General features: G+C 47.9%; 22 protein-coding genes. 12 read left to right on the forward strand and 10 right to left on the reverse strand.

What is annotated here, in order from left to right; all coding sequences use genetic code 11:
* The first annotated feature begins 1 nt into the window (after window position 1).
* Complete coding sequence (locus IEX60_RS21615) at window positions 2-1,297, forward strand: hemolysin family protein (RefSeq protein ID WP_188753477.1); 1,296 nt, start codon at window positions 2-4, stop codon at window positions 1,295-1,297.
* 17 nt (window positions 1,298-1,314) lie between these two features.
* Here IEX60_RS21615 and pyrF read toward each other — a convergent pair whose 3' ends face one another.
* A complete protein-coding gene (gene pyrF / locus IEX60_RS21620; RefSeq protein ID WP_188753478.1) occupies window positions 1,315-2,148 on the reverse strand; it encodes an orotidine-5'-phosphate decarboxylase in 834 nt (277 codons plus the stop codon).
* A gap of 85 nt (window positions 2,149-2,233) precedes the next feature.
* Between pyrF and IEX60_RS21625 the strand changes: the two genes are divergently transcribed.
* The gene (locus IEX60_RS21625) at window positions 2,234-3,211 is read left to right on the forward strand and encodes a 2-hydroxyacid dehydrogenase (RefSeq protein WP_188753479.1); all 978 of its coding nucleotides are present in this window, start codon (window positions 2,234-2,236) and stop codon (window positions 3,209-3,211) included.
* Window positions 3,212-3,245: 34 nt separating this feature from the next.
* On the opposite strand, the gene IEX60_RS21630 is transcribed toward IEX60_RS21625, so the two are convergent.
* Genes IEX60_RS21630 through proS form a run of 4 tightly spaced genes read right to left on the reverse strand, consistent with a single transcriptional unit; the run spans window position 3,246 to window position 7,634 of the window.
* Complete coding sequence (locus tag IEX60_RS21630; RefSeq protein ID WP_373285077.1) at window positions 3,246-4,142, reverse strand: TIGR02757 family protein; 897 nt, start codon at window positions 4,140-4,142, stop codon at window positions 3,246-3,248.
* A gap of 14 nt (window positions 4,143-4,156) precedes the next feature.
* Entirely contained in the window at window positions 4,157-5,302 is a 1,146-nt protein-coding gene (locus IEX60_RS21635) for a cystathionine gamma-synthase (RefSeq protein ID WP_188753480.1), read from the reverse strand.
* Window positions 5,303-5,351: 49 nt separating this feature from the next.
* Entirely contained in the window at window positions 5,352-6,140 is a 789-nt protein-coding gene (locus IEX60_RS21640; RefSeq protein WP_188753481.1) for an NAD-dependent epimerase/dehydratase family protein, read from the reverse strand.
* Window positions 6,141-6,161: 21 nt separating this feature from the next.
* Window positions 6,162-7,634 carry a proline--tRNA ligase gene (gene proS, locus IEX60_RS21645; protein ID WP_188753482.1) on the reverse strand — a complete coding sequence of 491 codons (1,473 nt, stop codon included), beginning with the start codon at window positions 7,632-7,634 and terminating at the stop codon, window positions 6,162-6,164.
* Between the two features lie 175 nt (window positions 7,635-7,809).
* Between proS and IEX60_RS21650 the strand changes: the two genes are divergently transcribed.
* Window positions 7,810-8,943 carry a hypothetical protein gene (locus tag IEX60_RS21650; protein ID WP_188753483.1) on the forward strand — a complete coding sequence of 378 codons (1,134 nt, stop codon included), beginning with the start codon at window positions 7,810-7,812 and terminating at the stop codon, window positions 8,941-8,943.
* Window positions 8,944-8,958: 15 nt separating this feature from the next.
* Window positions 8,959-10,503 carry an OmpP1/FadL family transporter gene (locus IEX60_RS21655; protein ID WP_188753484.1) on the forward strand — a complete coding sequence of 515 codons (1,545 nt, stop codon included), beginning with the start codon at window positions 8,959-8,961 and terminating at the stop codon, window positions 10,501-10,503.
* 170 nt (window positions 10,504-10,673) lie between these two features.
* Here IEX60_RS21655 and IEX60_RS21660 read toward each other — a convergent pair whose 3' ends face one another.
* Together IEX60_RS21660 and IEX60_RS21665 are read right to left on the reverse strand one after the other, a co-directional pair.
* A complete protein-coding gene (locus IEX60_RS21660; RefSeq protein ID WP_188753485.1) occupies window positions 10,674-11,153 on the reverse strand; it encodes a Dps family protein in 480 nt (159 codons plus the stop codon).
* A 60-nt stretch (window positions 11,154-11,213) separates the two neighbouring features.
* Entirely contained in the window at window positions 11,214-12,572 is a 1,359-nt protein-coding gene (locus IEX60_RS21665; protein WP_188753486.1) for an NfeD family protein, read from the reverse strand.
* Between the two features lie 105 nt (window positions 12,573-12,677).
* Here IEX60_RS21665 and IEX60_RS21670 point away from each other — a divergent pair, with 105 nt between their 5' ends.
* From IEX60_RS21670 to IEX60_RS21680, 3 genes are read left to right on the forward strand one after another with little or no spacing between them, the layout of a single operon-like run.
* Complete coding sequence (locus IEX60_RS21670) at window positions 12,678-13,385, forward strand: DUF4905 domain-containing protein (RefSeq protein WP_188753487.1); 708 nt, start codon at window positions 12,678-12,680, stop codon at window positions 13,383-13,385.
* A gap of 18 nt (window positions 13,386-13,403) precedes the next feature.
* On the forward strand, window positions 13,404-14,312 hold the full coding sequence (locus IEX60_RS21675; protein ID WP_188753488.1) for a DPBB and LysM peptidoglycan-binding domain-containing protein: 909 nt from the start codon (window positions 13,404-13,406) through the stop codon (window positions 14,310-14,312).
* Window positions 14,299-14,952, forward strand: coding sequence for a uridine kinase family protein (locus IEX60_RS21680; RefSeq protein ID WP_188753489.1), 654 nt, complete (start codon window positions 14,299-14,301; stop codon window positions 14,950-14,952). Before IEX60_RS21675 ends, IEX60_RS21680 begins: the two co-directional genes overlap by 14 nt.
* Here the strand turns inward: IEX60_RS21680 and IEX60_RS21685 are convergent.
* From IEX60_RS21685 to IEX60_RS21695, 3 genes are all read right to left on the reverse strand, one after another.
* Window positions 14,947-15,606, reverse strand: a complete 660-nt coding sequence (locus tag IEX60_RS21685) for a 3-oxoacid CoA-transferase subunit B (RefSeq protein ID WP_188753490.1) — start codon at window positions 15,604-15,606, stop codon at window positions 14,947-14,949. The genes IEX60_RS21680 and IEX60_RS21685 overlap by 6 nt on opposite strands.
* Window positions 15,596-16,333: a CoA transferase subunit A gene (locus IEX60_RS21690; RefSeq protein ID WP_188753491.1), complete on the reverse strand. Its 738-nt coding sequence runs from the start codon at window positions 16,331-16,333 to the stop codon at window positions 15,596-15,598. Before IEX60_RS21690 ends, IEX60_RS21685 begins: the two co-directional genes overlap by 11 nt.
* 284 nt (window positions 16,334-16,617) lie before the next feature.
* Window positions 16,618-17,847, reverse strand: coding sequence for an MFS transporter (locus IEX60_RS21695; protein ID WP_188753492.1), 1,230 nt, complete (start codon window positions 17,845-17,847; stop codon window positions 16,618-16,620).
* A gap of 112 nt (window positions 17,848-17,959) precedes the next feature.
* Between IEX60_RS21695 and IEX60_RS21700 the strand changes: the two genes are divergently transcribed.
* Genes IEX60_RS21700 through IEX60_RS21720 form a run of 5 tightly spaced genes read left to right on the forward strand, consistent with a single transcriptional unit; the run spans window position 17,960 to window position 20,627 of the window.
* Window positions 17,960-18,457, forward strand: coding sequence for a DUF4442 domain-containing protein (locus IEX60_RS21700; protein ID WP_188753493.1), 498 nt, complete (start codon window positions 17,960-17,962; stop codon window positions 18,455-18,457).
* Window positions 18,458-18,459: 2 nt separating this feature from the next.
* Window positions 18,460-19,098 (forward strand): AlbA family DNA-binding domain-containing protein, encoded by a 639-nt coding sequence (locus IEX60_RS21705; protein ID WP_188753494.1) that lies wholly within the window; start codon window positions 18,460-18,462, stop codon window positions 19,096-19,098.
* Window positions 19,099-19,107: 9 nt separating this feature from the next.
* Window positions 19,108-19,551: a transposase gene (locus IEX60_RS21710; RefSeq protein WP_188753495.1), complete on the forward strand. Its 444-nt coding sequence runs from the start codon at window positions 19,108-19,110 to the stop codon at window positions 19,549-19,551.
* A 6-nt stretch (window positions 19,552-19,557) separates the two neighbouring features.
* Entirely contained in the window at window positions 19,558-20,202 is a 645-nt protein-coding gene (locus IEX60_RS21715) for an SCO family protein (RefSeq protein WP_188753496.1), read from the forward strand.
* On the forward strand, window positions 20,199-20,627 hold the full coding sequence (locus IEX60_RS21720) for a c-type cytochrome (protein ID WP_188753497.1): 429 nt from the start codon (window positions 20,199-20,201) through the stop codon (window positions 20,625-20,627). The genes IEX60_RS21715 and IEX60_RS21720 overlap by 4 nt, the downstream gene beginning before the upstream one ends.
* The last annotated feature ends 5 nt before the right edge of the window (window positions 20,628-20,632 follow it).

Here is a 20,632-nt window from a genome sequence, read left to right on the forward strand (position 1 = left end):
CATGCTTACAGAGTCGCTGATTATCTTGGCGTTGATCCTGTTGAATGGTATTTTTTCAGCTTCCGAAATTGCGATTGTGTCCAGTCGGAAAGCCCGTTTACAAGTATTAACGGACCGGAAAAATGCCGCCGCTAAGCAAGTGCTTAAACTAAAGGGCTCGCCCAACCAATTTCTTTCCACCGTACAGATCGGCATTACACTGATCGGGATTTTGACCGGGATTTTCGGGGGTGCAACCATCGCCCAACGGTTGGATGTTTACCTCTCGGAAGTTGCGTGGATGGATGGCTACAGCTCACAGATTTCCGTACTCATCGTTGTGATTGTGATTACGTTTCTCACCCTGGTATTAGGCGAGCTGGTTCCCAAACGCATTGGCTTGGCCATTCCCGAAAAATACGCCATGATTGTGGCGTTTCCGATGAATGTGCTCAGCAAAATCGTAGCCCCTTTCGTATGGCTGCTGAGCGCAACCACCGAAGGCATCGTCAGGCTGCTGAATATAAAAACGTCACAGAATGCGGTTACGGAAGAAGAAATCAAAGCACTGGTCGATGAGGGAGCGGATATAGGCGCCATCGAACACATTGAACACGAAATTGTAGACCGGGTTTTCAGCTTAGGCGACAAACGTGCAGTTAACCTGATGACCCATCGCAGCAATATTGTATGGCTGGATATCAACGACGAATACGAGGTACATAAACAAACCATTTTGAAAAGCGGACACACCGTGTATCCGGTATGCCAGGGAGGGCTTGATAATGTTATCGGGGTCGTTCATATCAAATCATTACTCAAGCAATACCTCATTGACCAACCGATCCAGCTCAAACAATTGACACATCCACTCAATTATGTACACGAAAACAGCTCCGCATATAGCATATTGAACAAGTTTAAGGCCTCCAAGATACATCAAGCCATCGTACTGGATGAATATGGAGCCTTACAGGGTATTGTTACCATCAACGACATTTTGAGCAGCCTTGTCGGCGATATTTCAGACAGCGATACGGCAGAACGGCCTGAAATTGTTACCCGCGAAGACGGTAGCCTGCTGATTGACGGTCAGTATCAGATCGACGATCTTTTTACTGCGCTTAATATTGACATATCAGAAGAGGAAGAAGCGGGATTGGGAAGTATAAACACCATCGCGGGACTGGTTCTCCTGAAATTAGGCCATATGCCTACAGCGGGCGAACGTATGCAGTGGCAAAATCATGAATTTGAAGTAGTAGACATGGATGGGAACCGGATTGATAAAATATTGGTAAAATTACTGGATTCCTGACCGCATTTTTTATACAATTATACGATCCCCTTCGCGGCAAGTTCTCGTTCCATCTCACGCTGTAATGCGCTTGCCTCCTGCCGTGCCCGTTCTGCAAAGTCCGTTCCGTTGGATGCATAGATAATGGAACGTGTTGCGTTCACCAGCAAACCACAATCTGCGGTCATGCCATATTTACACACTTCTTGAAGACTTCCTCCCTGCGCCCCTATGCCGGGCACCAATAAAAAATGGTCCGGCGCATGCTTCCGGACCGACTCGAAGGCCTGTCCACGGGTGGCTCCGACCACGTACATCAAATTGGACGGGTTACCCCAGGTATTGGTCTTTTGGATTACCTGCTCAAAAAGGCGCACGCCCTCTGTATTGGCAAAGGTCTGAAAATCCAAGCTTCCGGTATTTGAAGTGAGTGCCAGAACAATTGTCCACTTTCCCTGAAATTGCAAAAAAGGCTGCACAGAATCGTGTCCCATGTACGGCGCTACCGTAATTGCGTCAAATCCAAGTCCTGAGCGTTGTTCATCAAAAAAAGCCGTGGCATACATCCGGGAAGTATTTCCGATGTCACCACGTTTAGCATCCGCTATGCTCAGGCAGTCTTTGGGTAAAATACGCCAGGTTTTCCGGAGACTTTCCCACCCGGCCGCTCCCATACTTTCGTAAAATGCGATATTGGGTTTGTAAGCTACACACAAATCAGCAGTAGCTTCGATAATTTGACGATTGAATTCAAACACCGGGTCTTCATGGTCGAGCAAATGCATAGGTATCTGGTTGATATCCGTATCAAGCCCCACGCAGAGAAAAGAACGTTTGATTTTAATTTGGTGTATGAGTTCGTCCCGTGTCATATCATCGGCTGTGTTTTGATTTCTGCAAACCTAAGACAAAATTACGGTTAAAAAACAAAAACCGTATATTTACGCAGCAATTACGATGAATATATTTGTTACCCGAGCGCTACCCGAGACGATCAGAAAGTCGCTGACAGACCGAGGGCATACCCTTTCGGAATGGACGGAAAAGCGAGACCTTTCGGCAAGTGAATTAATTCACAACACGCGAGACAGCGATGCCTTATTCAGTATTGGCAAAAATCAAATCGATAAGCATTTTTTAGCGGCGCGTCCCAACCTTCGTGTCATCGCGCTGTGCAGCGTAGGCTATGATAATGTGGATGTGGCTGAAGCCACCCGGTTAGGTGTCCCCATCGGTAACACACCGGGTGTTCTTAGCAAGGCTACTGCCGACACCGCTTTTCTGTTGATGCAGAACGTGGCACGGAAAGCTTTTCACAACCACAAAGAAATTTTACGGGGTCATTGGGGGTTCTTTGACCCCATGGCTGATCTGGGTATCGAACTGCAGGGCAAAACCCTTGGAATATATGGATTGGGGCGTATCGGTTTTGAATTGGCCCGGAGTTGCCGGTACGCTTTTGACATGCCCGTCATCTACCACAACCGCGGGCATAATGAAGCGGCTGAACAGGAATTGGGCGCCAGGCGGGTATCGTTTGAGGAACTCCTCGGGCAAAGCGATGTGCTCAGCGTACATGCGAATTTAAGCAAAGAAACAGCGGGAATATTCAACCGCGCGGCCTTTTCTAAAATGAAAGCTTCGGCCATCTTCATTAATACCGCGCGGGGCGCAATCCACAACGAAGCCGATCTGCGGCAGGCGCTTGAGGAAGGGCAGATATGGGGTGCAGGTTTAGACGTGACGCATCCCGAACCCATGGCTCCGGATAATCCATTACTGGAAATGCCCAATGTTGCAATATTGCCCCACATCGGTTCAGCCACCATTGAAACACGGATAAAAATGATGCAGCTTACAGTGGAAAACCTACTTGCGGGACTTGCCGGACAGCAGCTCCCCTATTGCGTCAATCCACAGGTATATAAGAAATAAAGCGGTGACCTACGCCTATTCGGCGGCGATCAATTCACATCTCCCCCTCCACGCCCAAGCCAAACAATGCAAAGTCGTAACGCACCGGGTCATCGGCATCCAGCACGCGCAGGTTTTCCGTCAACTCACAGGCTGTTTTCCAGTCCGATTGCTTGCGCTGGATCAGTCCGAGTTTCCGTGCCACACGCTCTACATGTACGTCGCAGGGACATATCAATTGAAAAGGGGCTATCCGGTGCCACAATCCAAAATCCACACCCCGTTCATCACGCCGTACCATCCAGCGTAAAAACATATTCAACCGCTTGCAGGCAGAATTCTGTGCCGGCGAGCTGATGTGCTTTCGCGTACGCAGCGGATAATCGGCCTGGCTGAAAAAATAATTCCGGAAATGGATTAATCCCTCTTCCATGTCAAAACGGGATTGGGCCAATCTACCCAACAGACACGTCGGTGAAGTTACCTCCTCTGCACCGGCAGTAACCGGATATGCCTCCATGTACTCCGCACGGAACGCTGGGTTGGCCGACGGAGGAAGGAATGCATCTTCCAGGGAATTGTACCGCTCATAATGCAGGCGGAAGAAGCTGACAAAATAAAGCAGATCGGTGTCGTTAAACGTGCGGTGCTTAAACCCCAGCAACGATTTCAAATCCGTTTCCCGGTGGTTCCGGATGAAATCAAAGGGCGTTCCGTCCATACGAGCAAGCAACTCTGTACACTTGTTGATAATCGTCTTGCGTTGTCCCCAAGCCAATATTGCAGCAAAGAATGCTGCGATTTCCCTGTCCTGTTTCCGTTCAAACCGATGGGGAATACAGATCGGATCATTTTCAATAAAAGAAAGCCGATTGTATTCCTCCACCTTGCGATCAAGAAAATCCTTTATGTCAGTTTGCCGATCGGTGAAAATCCGTTCCATCCGTGTCATCCGCGTTCCATCGGTTATCCCAATGCCTGTTCCAAATCAGCCAGCAAATCTTCGATATCCTCCACCCCTACACTGATGCGGATCAGGTTATCCACTACGCCCACTTTCTCCCGCACTTCCCTGGGTATGGAACCGTGTGTCATGGTAGCCGGGTGGTTAATCAACGATTCCACACCACCCAATGATTCCGCCAGGGTAAATACCTTAAAAGAAGCGGCCACTTTAAACGTATCTTCCAGCGATGCACCCCTCAATACGATCGACACCATTCCACCAAAATCGCGCATCTGTTTTTTTGCGATGTTATGCCCCGGATGATCTTCAAAACCGGGCCAGTATATTTTCTCAACCCTCGGATGATTCTTCAGGTATTCAGCCACCTTCCTGCCATTTTCGCAATGGGCCCGCATCCGCAGATGAAGCGTTTTGATACCCCGCAGCACCAGGAAGCTATCCTGAGGCCCCGGTGTGCCCCCGCATGCGTTGTAATAAAAAAACAGCCGATCATACAATTCCCGGTCATTCACAACCAATGCCCCCATAACCACATCCGAGTGGCCTCCGATGTATTTGGTGACGGAATGCATGACGATATCTGCGCCAAGATCCAATGGATTCTGCAGGTAAGGAGAAGCGAAGGTGTTATCTACCGCAAAAAGCACCCCTGCCTCCTTAGCTACTTTCCCGATGGCTTCAATATCCGCCAATTTCAATGTCGGATTCGTAGGAGTTTCCACCCATATCAGGCGCGTGGCAGACGATATTCTCTCGGCAATGCGTTCCGGATCAGACGTGTTGACAAAATGAAACTTAATGCCATAATGTTCAAATACGTTGGTAAAGATCCGGTAGGATCCGCCATACAGATCATCACCCGTAATCACCTCGTCGCCCGGCTTCAGTAACTTCAGCACAGTCTCCGTGGCCGCCATCCCGCTGGAAAAAGCCAATCCATACGTTCCATTTTCCAAAGCAGCAAGGCAATCTTCCAACGCCTTGCGGGTGGGGTTTGTGCCGCGCGAATACTCATATCCCTTGTGATCGCCCGGTGCCGCCTGCTGGTAGGTGGAAGTCTGATAGATCGGAGTCATCACCGCTCCCGTGGTGGGGTCCGCATGCTGCCCCGCATGGATGGCCTTCGTAGCAAATTTATATCCCATGATAATCGGTAATTTAATGTGGAAATGTGTAAAGTTAGGCAAATCCCGTTTAAAACTGAAGCGGCGACCGGTATACAAATGAATAGTCCAGGTCGGCAATAAGCCGTTCCGGCGAGACGATTTTCGCGGTTTGATCGGTAACTGTAAAGGAAGATGGCAAACCATAACCATATTTCGCTGCAGATACAGCGATGACATCCTTTTTCAGCGGATGTTCCGGACAAACCACATTATAGGTACGGCCCTGAACCTTTTTATTCACCATGGCCAGGATAATGCGATAGATATCTTCTACGTGCACAAAGTTGGCGGTTTGGTATCCAATTTCACAAACCCTGCCTACAAAATGCTTGGCCATCGTCCGTTCCAGACCAAACAGCCCTCCCAACCGCAACACGTTCAATTCAGGAAATGCCGAGCGCAGCCTGGATTCCCCGAGCCAAAGCTTTTGATCCAGTTCATGGGGGTCAAATGTATCCTCCGCGATTACGGCACTCACTTTCGGGTAAATACCCACCGAGCCAAAAAACAACGATTGCCTGAAAGACAGTTTCTCTAAAAATGTAACCAGCCGTTCAAAACGGGCTTTCACCGTTTCAGGTGCATCTTTATGCGTGATGGGTACGCTGATGATGACCACATCAAACGTGTCCTCATCCAAACCTCCGACCCTGTCATCGCGATCGAAATTCATTACATGCGACCGCAATCCCATCCGAGCTAATTTCAGGGCCTTTTCAGCAGTCGTACAGGTACCCCACAAATCGTGTCCTTCGCGTAGTAATTGGGATGCGACATAAGTGCCTACCCAACCACAGCCCACAATCAGTACCTTCATTGACATGACACGATTACGATGTTAATACGCTCTTGCAAACAGCACACGCTGAATGGAAGGTTTTCCCGTCCGGACGCATGTCCCTTGCTCCAACGGGTTATTTAATGGAATACAACGGATGGTTGCTTTCGTTTCTTCCTTAATCAGTTGCTCCGTCTCCCTGGTCCCGTCCCAATGGGCGGCCACAAAGCCCCCCTCTTCTTCAAGCACCCGCTTAAACTCCTCGTAGGTATCCACCGATACCGTATTTGCTTCACGGAATGCAGCAGCCTTATTGTAAATCTGTTGTTGGATATCAATCAACAACTGCTCCACCCGGTCGGCCAGCCCCGCTTGAGAGACGGTTTCCTTTGCCTGGGTATCACGGCGGGCTATTTCCACCGTTCCTTGCTGCATATCCCGGGTGCCCACCGCAATGCGCACAGGAACACCCTTCAGTTCCCATTCGGCAAATTTAAATCCAGGACGATGGGTATCCCGATCGTCGTATTTGATGGAAATACCTTTGGACTTCAGTTCACTGATCAGCGTATCGGCCAGCGCCCCGATTGCCATCTGTTCCTCTTCTGTCTTAAAAATGGGTACAATGACCACCTGAATGGGTGCCAATTTAGGGGGTAGCACTAGTCCCTGATCGTCTGAATGTGCCATAATCAGTGCTCCCATCAGCCGCGTCGATACACCCCAGGACGTAGCCCATACATAGTCAAGTTTACCATCTTTAGCCGTAAACTTTACGTCAAATGCCTTCGCAAAATTCTGTCCGAGGAAATGTGATGTACCCGCCTGCAAGGCTTTGCCATCTTGCATCAACGCTTCGATGCACAGGGTATCCAATGCTCCGGCAAATCGCTCGTTTTCCGTTTTACGGCCGCGGATTACCGGTAAGGCCAACCAATTCTCCGCAAAATCCGCATATACATTCAGCATTTGTTCAGCTTCGGCTAATGCCTCCTCTTTCGTGGCATGTGCGGTATGCCCTTCCTGCCACAAAAACTCGGCCGTGCGCAGGAATAGCCGGGTACGCATCTCCCACCGTACTACGTTAGCCCACTGATTTACTAAAATAGGCAAGTCCCGATAAGATTCAATCCAGCCTTTGTACGTATTCCAGATAATAGTTTCAGAAGTTGGGCGCACGATAAGTTCCTCCTCCAATTTTGCCTCCTCATCGACCACGATGTTGCCGGTTCCGTCATTTTTTAACCGGTAATGCGTTACGACTGCACATTCAGTCGCAAAACCTTCCACATGGGAAGCTTCTTTCGAAAAGAAAGACTTAGGGATAAACAAAGGAAAATACGCGTTGCTGTGCCCCGTATCCTTAAACATCTTATCCAAAGCTGCTTGCATTTTCTCCCAGATGGCATACCCGTAGGGTTTGATCACCATACAACCCCGCACAGCTGAGTGCTCTGCAAGATCGGCTTTCACGACCAATTCATTGTACCATTGGGAGTAATCCGTTTCGCGGCTCGTAATTCCTTTGCTCATAGTTGACTTTCAATAAAATTATTATAAGATTTGCCTCTTGATATTTGCCCAGCAAAGGTAGCCTGTTTTGGCAAATTACCGAATAAAAAAATGCGCGGCTAAATTAAACCAAACGCTCAAAAATGCGTCTATAAGAATAAAGCGTTGGGCATTACCAAACGAAAGGACAGTTAAGATGAAAAGCAATAGATTAATAGTCAGCACAGTAGCTTTAGTGGGCATATTGTTTTTGGGGTCATGCAGCACCACAAGGCAGGCTGCTTTCCGTGACGATGTCTATAATACACAAGCCCGGGCGGTGGAAGAAAATTACCAAAGTCCGGATTATTATTATGACCAGGAAACAGCGCAGGGAGAATCCTACGCCGACGGAGGCTACTATGAAGACGAATATACGGACGAAGGCTATTCCAGCGACTATTATGCCGATGAATATAGCGACAGTGAATATGCCAACCGGATTAACCGGTTTTATTACTATTCACCGGGCATGAGTTATTACGATCCATGGTTTGATCCTTGGTATGGATTTAATTCCTGGTACAGCCCCGGTTGGGGATGGAACAGTGCCTGGAGCCTCGGTTTCGGCTGGGGTTGGGGTGGCGGCTGGGGCCTCGGTTGGGGTAGCAGTTGGTATAATCCTTATTACGGTGGTTATTGGGGTTGGGGATCTCCTTATTATGGAAGGGGATTCGGTGGTCCGTATGCCTACAGCCGCTGGGGCTGGGGCGGATGGGGCGGTTATTATCCCGGTACCATCATCATTGACAACCGCACGAGAGGCATGCGGTCCGCTTCGCGGTCGCGCATGGATGTGAGAACCGGCCGCACGAGCCGATCAGCGGGAACGACAACACGGACTGCCTCACGAACCGCTATAAGCAGGGATGCCAATGGCCGTATTTCTACCCGCACCATATCCACCAGGGGTGATGCAGGCACCCGCACATCTGTAACACGGTCTACCGGCTCACGGGAAGCCGTTCGGCCAAGCGGCACATCACGTAGGCCGACCGGAGAAGCTGTAAGGCCTGGTAGTTCAACAAGACCGTCAAGCGGCGTAAGACCCTCCTCTTCACGGCGTCCATCGGGCAGCAGCGCACGGCCTGCCGCTAGGCCTTCATCAGGCTCGCGTCCGAGTGCAGCACCCTCACGGCCAAGCGCGGCTCCTCGCTCTTCTGGAAGCAGTTCCCGTGGGTCATCCGTAGCTCCCCCCTCCCGGTCTTCCGGATCATCGGCTTCATCCGGCGGAAGTAGCCGGGGAAGCAGCAGCGGTGGAAGTAGCCGTAGCGGCGGCAGAGGCAGATAATATTTCAACTATAACATGGCAAAATCAGCGTATATAACACTCTCTCTATTTTTAGTAAGTTTCTCGCTTACAGAGGTTAATGCCCAGTCACTTGATGAGTTTCTTCGTGTTGCACAACCCGAGCAGGGCGCATCCGCACGCTTCAAAGCATTGGGCAATGCACAAACGGCCCTGGGTGGCGACTTAAGTTCCGTTTCCGGTAATCCTGCAGGTCTTGGATTTTTTGGCCAATCAGACATCGGCCTCTCTTTTGATTTCAGCAGCGACCTCAACAAGGCGCTGTATTTTGGAACAAATAGCAAAAATAACGTAGATAAATTTGCAATAAATCAGGCAGCAGCGGTGTTTCATATTCCCATGCGCAGAGCCCGGGGCAGCAACCTTTCCTCCGGTTGGTTGAATTTTAACATCGGAATCGGCTATCACCGGACCGGTAATTTTAATTCTACCATGGGTTTTACCGGCATAAATGACGAAAGCAGCTACGGCCACTTTATGGCGTTGGAAGACGGCAACTTACCAGGTGATATCGGGTGGCAGTTCGGTATGGTCGACGAAAACGCGGACGGCGACCTTATTCCCATGACCACGCTTAATAACGTGCAGACCGCCTATTATCGCGAAGGGGGAAGTCAGTCCGAAACAAATCTTTCTTTCGGTACGAATTACGCCAATAAGTTTTACATCGGTGCCAGCGTCGGTTTCGCGCGGATTAATTACCGGATGAACCGGTTGTTTATGGAAGCGGGGGGCATTCAGAATTACGGCTACATTTACGCCCAGAACCCCAATAGCCGTTTTGTCAATTCCGCAAATGCGGATTATGACATCTATAACCCGCTATTGGAATCGGAATATGACTTCGAAGACGAATACTGGTCAAACACTTCCGGAAACGGCATCAACGCAAAACTTGGCGTGATCTTCAAACCGGTGCCCCAATTTCAGATCGGTGTTTCTGCTACGACACCAACCTGGTATAGCCTTACGAATGATTATGAAGATTATTTCGGCATTACCAACTACCTCACCGACGGGACAGATAATTCGGATGACAGTCCGAGCGAACCCATTTATTACGACTACAACCTACGCACTCCCTACAAGCTTAGTGCCGGATTGGCCTATATCTTCGAAGGTGGTGGCCTGCTGAGTGCAGATATCGACTATGTAGACTATGCCAACTTATCCATGTCATCGTCTAATGCAGAAGATGACCGGTTTTTCAATGACGGCATTGCCGACACCTATGCCGGAGCGATAAACTTCAGGGTAGGTGGTGAATACATGATTGCTCCGCAACTGATGGTAAGAGCGGGATATGGTTATACCGGAAGCCCCTACAAAGATGAGAGCATCGATTACAGCGGACAGACGGTTTCCGGCGGTCTTGGATACCGGATCAACAATATCTATGTCGATCTGACTTACCAGAATTTCCAGCGGAATTACAACATGATCCCATATCTGTTAGATGATGCGGCAGGCCAATACAGCCCCGTGGTGGAAGTTAAGAACCAGCGGCACAATGTATTGTTGTCAGTCGGGCTAAAATTTTAGAAGTTCAGGTTATCACATGCCACGGATGCACGAATGGAACACAGATGAATTCTGCGTTTATCCGTGCATCCTTGCCTTTTTGAGACAAGCGAAACGGGCAGCAGTTTTCTACAACTGCTGCCCGTCTTTGTGTATTTACAAAACGATTACTGAATTAAGCTAAGCAAGCACTACGCTTTATTTACAAACGCTCTCAGCATCCAATTCTGTTTCTCGTTAAATTGCATGAAGGCATTGATCATATCATTCGTCCCTTCATCTTCCGCTTCGGAAGTAATATCCAACAGATCCCGTTGCATAGCAATCAACGCTTCCAAATCTCCAATAATCGCCTTCACCATGTCGATATCTTTCATACCGATCGTATCCACCTCCTTGATTTCCGAGTTAGACACATAATCCTTAAACGTACTGAAAGGCGATTTTCCCAATGTGAGAATACGTTCTGCCAGTTCATCGATGGTAGTCAGTGCGTTCGTATAAAGTTCTTCAAACTTGGCATGCAAAGTGAAGAAATGATTTCCCCGCACATTCCAATGACATCCCCTCAACTTTTGGTAGTGGATATGGTAGTTGGCCAACAGGTCATTCAGGTGATCAACAACAGGTCTTAATTTTTTTTCTTCTAAACTAATTACTTTTGGGTTCATGCTATTCTATTTTAGATACAACCATAAAACAGCTAAAGCTACAAAAAGTTTAACGCAACATCAGGAAGTGCGCCTTTTTCTGACGAAAAGATTGTAGTTCTCATGTTTTTCCACATAGATATCTTCTCCGATATCTATAAAACCATCCAACGCCACGGCATCGTACCATTTCCCATCAATTTCCACCTTTCCGGATGGGCGGAGAACCGTTTTCGCCACTCCTTCCCTATTCACTAACTCAGTATTCAATCGGGAGGAAGTATATCCCTCTTCCGATCGCTGTTCGTCCTGCAGTACAAGGCGTTTGAATGCTTTGGTTTTGAGCAGGCTCTTACCAAAAATGACCATTACGATTGTCGCCGTCACCATGGAAGCGATGACTAACAGAAATGAATTGAATAACATACCCGGCGCGGCGATGGAAAAATTGAAATAATCATTGGCTACCATGCTGAACGCCAATCCACAGACCAGACAGATGATACCCAATATGCCGGCAACACCGAATCCTGGAATTACAAACAGCTCCAGTAAGATCAGCACAACGCCTGCAACAAACAGGGCAATCTCCCAATTGTCTGCCAGCCCCTGAATATAGAGCGGAGCAAAAAATAATACCGCTGCAATGACCGCAACCACCAAGGCAAACCCAATACCAGGTGTTTGCATTTCAAAATAAATACCCCCAATAATCAGCAGGATCAAAATACCGCTCACTGCCGGATTGATAAGGAATGAAATAATCCGGTCTACTAGGGTAATCTGATGGATGGTAATCTGTGGATTGCTGATCCCTTCAGCCGCCAATACGTCTGCTATAGATGTGGCCTCCGCATTAGCCAACCCGATGCTTACCGCTTCTGAAGAAGTGAGTGTTAATATTTTACCCGCCTGTTTTAGAGAAGGCAACTCCACGTCCGGGTCCACAAATGCTTCGGCAACCTTTGGGTCGCGCCCCTTCGCTTCGGCTGTTGCCCGCATCAATCCCCGCATATATGACTGGTGTTTTTCAGGCAACACCTGACCGGACTGGTCCACCACACTGGCTGCTCCGATGCTGGACCCTTTGCTCATATAGATACGGTCGCTCGCCAGTGCAATCAATGCCCCTGCTGATGCCGCATTGTGATTGATGAAAACCACCGTTTCCAAGGGCGAATCAAGTATCCGGCTCCGGATGGAATCCGCAAAATTAACCATGCCCCCGAAGGTATTCATCTCAATCAATATCAAATCCACCTTACTTTCCTCAGCTTTGGAATAGGCATTTTTTACGGTCCGCCACGCAGCGGGACCAATATCCCCCTCTAAATCAAACTGATAAATAGATTGGGCCTGTACTGAAAACAGGGGCAATATCCAGCACGCAATCCCCATCAGTAAGAACAATAATTTCTTTCCGCGTTTTTTTTTGTGCATATCGTTCAAAACGTTATAATTTTGAGGCCGGGCTGGTATACAACCTATCGACTATCAATGGATAAATATACGTTAAAAACCGCATTTAGAAAAAGTTTTTTAGGGATGGTCTGGCGCATCGAAGCCGATACGACCGCTACCCTATTGGCTATCGAAACGCGTAACGAAGATACGGGAATGCCCTTATTCTCAGCAATTGAATACGATAGCGGTGTACCATTCATGGATGAAAAACCATACGGCGACCGGACATGGTCGCTGGCGGGAATCGTGGAAGACAACTTAATTTTGCGGGCATGGGGCCAGCATACTCCCGATGGTGCAGGCATCGCTTGCATCAATGCCACTACGGGCGATGTTTTATGGGAGCAGTTTAACTATACATTGGTAGCCATCCAACATCGGCAGTTGGTTGTGAGGCATCGCAATTTCGCCAGTGGTTATGAACAACGTATGAACCCTCTTGATGGAAATTTAACACAAATTAACAATCCGGCAACTAAACCTGACGCACCCAAAATTGTCTTACCCGAACGATATAGGGATGATAAACCCCTGTTTTTGGAACGTTACCCCATACAGGGCGATCTATTTTACTGCCAGGTGGGAGACCGCATGGTTTGGGCATTTCACGAAGTCTCTGATCATACGTATTGCATTCGAATAGCCGTGTCCCGTGGCTTGAAAATGCTGGCGGACAGGGTTATGGTTTCAGGATTAGCTAGAATGGCACCGGAACTGTTCTTTATGATTAATAATCAGGTTTTCTTTATTGGTGATAATAAACGGGAAATTGTATCGTATTTAGTATAATTGCAACGGATTTTTAACATGAACAAAATATATCAGACCTATTTATACCGCACCTCTCTTTTCGTCATCCTATTAGTAGGTTGTTGTGGCCTGTCCAAAGTTGCTGCCACACCGGTGGATTCGATTGGAGTAAAATATGAAAATGGAAAAAAAATCATCATTCACCAATTAGAAGCAAAGGAAACTTATTTCGGCCTAAGCAGGCACTACGGTGTCCCTGTCAAACAAATCATCGCAGCCAATGGAAATAAATCGCTGAAAGTCGGAGACACGGTACATATCCCGATGGATACAGGCAGAACCATTGCCGATGCAAATGTACCGGCCAATGCAGGGCAGCAACAATCCCAACAACCTTCGCCCCCGCCTGCCTTAAATCAGGACGAGTATACGTCATACAAAGTAGGCAAAGGTGAGACCCTATTTACTATTTCAAAACGATTTATCATATCTGTTGAAAGCATCAGGCGAGCAAATGGACTTACCGGCGATTCACTAAAAATAGGCCAGATTCTGAAAATCCCCAATAAGGAACTTCCCCCACCTCCTCCCAAATTGAACGAAATCATTGTAACGGACACCGTCAGTGGTGATTCAACGGAAGAAAATATGGAAATTCCCGCAAACCGGTATGGTATCCGGGAAATGACGGAAAAGGGCATCGGCGTATGGATCGATGACCTGAGTCAGGAAGGCGGAAGCATGTTGGCACTGCATAAAACAGCTCCCATCGGTACCGTAATTAAAATTACCAATCCGATGACCAACCGCACGACCTTTGCCAAAGTCGTCGGCAAATTTGCAGATTCGGCTGAAACCCAAAATGCTATCATCGTCATTTCCAAATCCGCAGCGTCGCTCATCGGCGTATTAGACCGGCGGTTCCAGGTTGAAATAGCATATGGCACCCCAAATGACGGCAACTAAGCCCTATGTTGTTGGGATCGCAGGAAGCAGTGGATCGGGAAAAACGTTTTTCCTGAATTGTTTTGTCAATCACTTTACCCCGCATGAAGTGGCCTTGATTTCACAGGACGACTATTACATACCCGCCCATACCAAGACACAGGAAGAAAATAAGCTTTATAACTTTGATCTACCCACCGCTATCGACCGGGAGGCCTTTTACCGGGATATCCGGATGCTTTTCGAAGGACATACGATACGCCGCGAGGAATACACATTCAATAACCCCGCCCTGACTCCGAAAATGATAGAAATCAAGCCGGCGCCGGTCCTGATTGTCGAAGGGTTATTTATTTTCTTTTACGAAGAAGTCAATCACCTGCTCAATCATCGGATATTTCTGCACGCAGAAGAGGAGATAGCCTTACAGCGACGATTGAAAAGGGATTTGGTAGAACGGGGATATGACGAAGAAGACGTACGATTTAAGTGGGTGAATCATGTGATGCCTGCCTACTACCGATATTTACTGCCGTTTCGGGAGCAATGCGACCGCGTCATCCTTAACAATACCGATGATCCTGCCCCGATCCGCACCATTGCCGACGAAATATCCACCGAACTGCGGAAAATTGCCCCCGGGTTACACCGGGTTTTATAACCGCATTTCGGGCACATCATCTGCCGCAAAAAAACGCCCTGCTGTCGCGTTCCGTATTTCCGTTATGCTAACTCCCGGAGCACGTTCAATCAGATGGAATCCTCCGTTTTGGATATCGATTTCAAAGACCGCCAATTCAGTCACCACTTTACGGATACAGCGTACGCCTGTCAAGGGTAAGGTACACCGCGGAAGTAGCTTGCTCTCCCCCGCTTTGTTTACCTGCTGCATTGCTACAATGATATTTTTCGCAGAAGCCACGAGATCCATCGCTCCGCCCATTCCCTTCACCAGCTTACCCGGGATCTTCCAATTGGCAATGTCGCCGTATTCGGATACTTCCATGGCACCTAATATCGTAAGGTCTACCTTTTGTGCCCGGATCATACCAAAACTCATTGCCGAATCAAATACTGCAGAACCCGGCAGCATGGTGATGGTCTGCTTCCCGGCATTGATCAGATCCGGATCTTCCGAACCTTCGTACGGAAACGGCCCCATACCCAACAAACCGTTTTCAGATTGCAGCACAACATCGATATCTTCTGGAATGTAGTTGGCTACCAGCGTGGGGATACCAATTCCCAGATTGACGTAATAGCCGTCTTTGATTTCCCGCGCAATCCGTTTTGCGATTCCCTCTTTATCCAGCATAATCTTCCGCTTTGGTAATGTCCAATCCTTCGTATTTGCGAACCGTCCGTTGTTCGATTCGCTTTTCATAATTCATACCCTGAAAAATACGGTGAACATAGATACCCGGTGTATGGATTTGATCGGGGTCCAGTGTCCCCTCAGGAACCAACTCTTCCACCTCAGCTACCGTCACCTTACCGGCCATTGCCATCACAGGATTGAAATTGCGGGCGGTATGCCGATACATGAGATTGCCTGCCGTGTCGCCCCGCCATGCCTTCACCAATGCAAAATCTGCTTCAAAGGCCCTTTCCAACAGGTAGTCTTTACCGCCAAAGGTGCGTACTTCCTTGCCCTCGGCAACCTCAGTCCCCACGCCTGCCGGTGTAAAAATTGCCGGCATTCCATATCCAGCTGCAAGACACCGGGTAGCCAATGTACCCTGCGGGATCAATTCCACCTCCAGCTCACCACTCAATAGTTGGCGCTCAAACTCTGCATTTTCACCGACATAAGAAGCAATCATTTTTTTTACCTGACGTTTCTGTAACATCAACCCGATGCCAAAATCATCTACTCCCGCATTGTTTGAAATGCAGGTAAGACCCGAAACCCCTTTTCTCACCAACTCATTGATACAGTTTTCGGGAATGCCGCACAGGCCGAATCCACCCAGCATCAGGGTCATGCCGTCAGCAAGATCAGCCAGGGCTTCTCCCGCGTTTTTTACGACTTTATTAATCATGTGTATCCATTCATTTATAATCGGTTATTCGCTTCAAACAGGAGATTGGACAAGGTACAAAAGTTCTTGGAATTTTTCTAAATAAAACACTAAATTTGCCCCTGAGATGTTTGAGGAGTTTTCTTTTTTTACGTTTGAGTGCCCGGCATGCCCCTTACAGCCGATTGATCCTCAAAATTTTAAGGGACTTAACCCTTACCAGGAGGGGAGCGGCTGTGATTTCAAAAAATGCTGCAAGAAGTACAAGCGGGGAAAGCGGTGCAAGAAATGTCCAAAACGATAAATCACCGTTCCACAAAATCCAAATCCCGGTCGAAGCTTTCTTTCAATTGGCTCAGCGCAAAGATCGCAACACCAGTCAGCAGAAAAATCATCACATAAGCCGCCGTGACAATATCCGAATGGCGGACAAAAAATTCAAACAACAACGTGGAAGGAATCAATGCTCCGCGCACAAAATTCGGTGCAGTGGTGGTTACTGTCGCGCGTAGATTGGTACCAAACTGCTCGGATGCGATGGTTACAAAAGTCGCCCAATAACCAATGGAAATTCCCATAAAGAAAGCAATCCAATGAAATCGTTGTTCGGTGAGTCCCTCACTGCTCAAATACCATGAAGATGTTGCGATGATCAGTACCTGAAATAAAAATACCGCCAGTCTCCGCGATTTGGTAAGCTGGGCAAACAGTCCGGCGAGCACGTCGCCAAGCGACAACCCCAGGTAAGTAAACAGAATTCCTTTACCCGCACTCAGGGTTACCGGTGCTCCAAGCGCCTTTCCAAATTCAGGCGCTTGTGTAACCAATATCCCCACGACAAACCAAATGGGCAGCCCGATCAACAGACAATACAGATACCTTTTAAATCGCTCTTTATCGGTAAATAGCATGCTGAATTTTCCTTTTTCCACCTGTTTGTCTTCCACTCCTTTAAACATAGCCGATTCAAAGGTACCCACCCTTAGGATGAGCAATAACAACCCCATGGCGCCTCCGGCAAAATACGCGTTGCGCCAATCGAAGAGTTCAGACACATAATATGCCGCAACGGCACCGAGCACCCCTATCGAAGCGACGATCATCGTACCATACCCCCGTTTATCTTTTTGCATGCTCTCACTCACCAGGGTAATGCCTGCTCCCAGCTCACCCGCCAATCCGATACCTGCTACGAGGCGGACGATGGCATAGGAGTGGATATCCTGCACAAACCCGTTTGCAATATTGGCCAACGAATACATCAGGATGGAGCCAAACAGTACTTTAATCCGCCCAAAACGGTCGCCCAATATCCCCCACAATATGCCACCGAGCAGCAGTCCACCCATTTGCATATTGAGCACATATTCCCCATCTATGCGCATCTCTTCTTCCGGTATACCGATGTCCCGAAAACTCTGCACACGGACAATGGAAAAAACAACGAGATCATAGATATCAACGAAATAACCCAATGCGGCTACAATTACCAATAACCAGGCATTTTTGGTTTCCGACAGGCTCTTTTTGGTCATGGAATTTTAAGATTTACGGCGCTAAATTAAACTTTTCGCTGAATTATGTTGTTTTTTTTCTATTTCCCTTTATTTTCCGTCTTTCAAAATTTGTGGTTAACTTAGTAGTCCTATGGGGCTATCGGAAAATACACTGAAATGGGTCATGCGGTTATATCCCCCTTTTTTCTTCCAACGGATTTGGGTGCGTCGTTTTGGCAAAGGTTTTACCTCAGCTGAGGTAAAAATCAACAAGAGTTTGGTCAATCGCAATTACAATGCCTCCATTTTCGGAGGGACCATCTTCGCCGCCGCCGATCCATTTTATGCACTGATGTTTGATCAGGCACTCCGGCGGAGGGGATTTAAAACCGTAGTTTGGTTAAAAAGTGCATCCATCCAATATATAAAACCCGCTCGCACCGCTCTCTTTTTCCGGATCGATCTGAGTGAAGAAGAAATTCTTCTTGCCGAACAGGCGCTTGCCGAACAGGGTAAGTTTGTGAAAACCTATCCGATTGTCATCACCGACAGAAATGGCGAAATATGCGCCGTTATGCAAAACGAGGTATATATCAAGGATATCGGGTATAAGAAAGCGGACCGCAAACAGGTAAATCAAGAAGTATAAGCGTGAACATCAAAACATTGATACTGCAGGGAGAAGGCGAGCAGCTTGATTTTAAAAACCGGATCAGCAGTTGCGAGAAAATTGCAAAAACGCTGGCTGCTTTTGCCAACAACAAAGGGGGGAAACTACTGGTGGGCGTAGCTGATAACGGATCTATCAAAGGTGTAAAAAATGAAGACGAAGAAAAATACATGCTCCAACGTGCGGGGCACCTGTATTGCCGTCCGGCCATCGACATCCATTTTGAGGAAATTTACGTAGATGACAAATTAGTATTGTTGGCCGAAATTGCCGAAAGCGACATTAAACCTCATTACGCTCTCGGCGAAGATCAAAAATGGTGGGTATATGTCCGCGTACAGGACAAAAGTATTTTGGCGGGCAAAGTAGTGGTTGACGTGCTGCACCGGAGCAGCCACCCCATCGGGGTCTTCATCAACTATACAGACAAAGAGAAGGAATTGCTGGGATACATGCAAAATCATCCTAAACCGCAGCTTCCCGAATTATGCAGACACCTTCAGCTGTCCAGGCGTAAAACCCAGCGAATTCTCGTCAACCTCATTGTAGCAGGAGTCATTGACGTGCACAGCAGCGACCGGGAAGAATATTTTTCCCTATCTTTGTCAGGCAACTCATAGTGGAATATCATGAAACATACGATCTTATTAATCAGCGCCGGTTTATTAGTGATGGCTGCCTGCAACAATGGCAGCAACGAAACCGGTGAAATTGACCGGCTGCGCGAGGAAGCAATCGCCGTACACGATGAAATCATGCCTCAGATCAGCGCTTTCGACCGTAATACAGTAAAAATCGATTCGATATTGGCAAATCTGCCCCAGCTGAAGGAAGCACAGCCTGAAATCGACACTACGCAAACCCGTACAGACCTCAGTGGCCTGAAAAATCGGTTGGAACTGGCAACCGATTCCATGATGAATTGGATGACAGCCTTTGACGTAGACCCTCAAGACAAGTCTACAGACGAAATCAAAGCATATTACGAGGAAGAAGTTGAAAAGGTGAAGGCGATGAAACAATTCTTCGACGAGGTATCCAAAGAAGCAACCGATAAACTGGCAAAATTTTAAGTGGCCATGCGTAGCATTTTTTTCTTGTTGATGAGTGGTTCCATACTGGCTGGCCTCGCTGCATGCAGCAATGAAACATCGAAAACTCTCCCGATCCTGGGATCGCGTGATCCGGTTACCAAAGTGGTTGACGGAAAGACAATTACCGACACCCTGTATCATACCATACCAGATTTTGAACTGCTTAATCAGGACAGTACCCTGATCACCAACCAGGCATTCGAAGACGGAGTCTATATCGCCAATTTTTTCTTTACGCACTGTCCAAGCATTTGCCCTACGATGCAGCGCAACCTGCTGAAAGTTTATGAAAAATACAAAGGCGACAAACGTGTGAAGTTCCTGTCGCACAGCATCGACTTCCGACACGATTCGCCATCCGTACTTAAATCCTATGCCGAAAAACTCGGCGTCACCAATGATCAGTGGCAGTTTGTTACCGGCAGCAAGGCTAGTGTTTATGGCTTGGCAGACAGTTATATGGTATATACCAAAGAAGATAGCAACATCCCCGGGGGCTACGACCATTCGGGATACCTGCTGCTGGTAGACAGCAACCGGCATATCCGCGGCGCCTACGACGGCACGAACGACGAACAAATACAGTTGCTGTTTGATGAATTGGCAATTCTTTTGAAGGAATATGAATGAGGCGTAACACTTCCCTGCACGTAGGTGCAGCACTCCTATCGATTTATATCCTATTCCATGCCTGCCAAAGTGAACAAGCGATACGGACCGCCCAATATGCAGTAAACGGACAAAAACTATATGGGATGCATTGTCAGAATTGCCACGGCGCAAAGGGCGAAGGATTAGGTACCCTTTATCCGCCGTTAACCGACAGTACCTTCCTGATCACCCGTCGGAAGCAACTCCCCTGCATCGTAAAAAACGGTTCGTCCTCCCCCATCCAGGTCGGCGGAAAGACATTTAATACCGAGATGCCCTCCAATCCACAACTTACCCCCATTGAAACAGCCTATGTCCTTACATACATAGGCAACTCATTTGGCAACAAAATGGGTATTTTTACAGTAGAGGAAGTGCAGCAGGCTTTGGCGGACTGCCGTTAATAAGG

This window comes from Parapedobacter defluvii (assembly GCF_014642075.1).
GTDB classification, from domain to species: Bacteria; Bacteroidota; Bacteroidia; order Sphingobacteriales; family Sphingobacteriaceae; genus Parapedobacter; species Parapedobacter defluvii.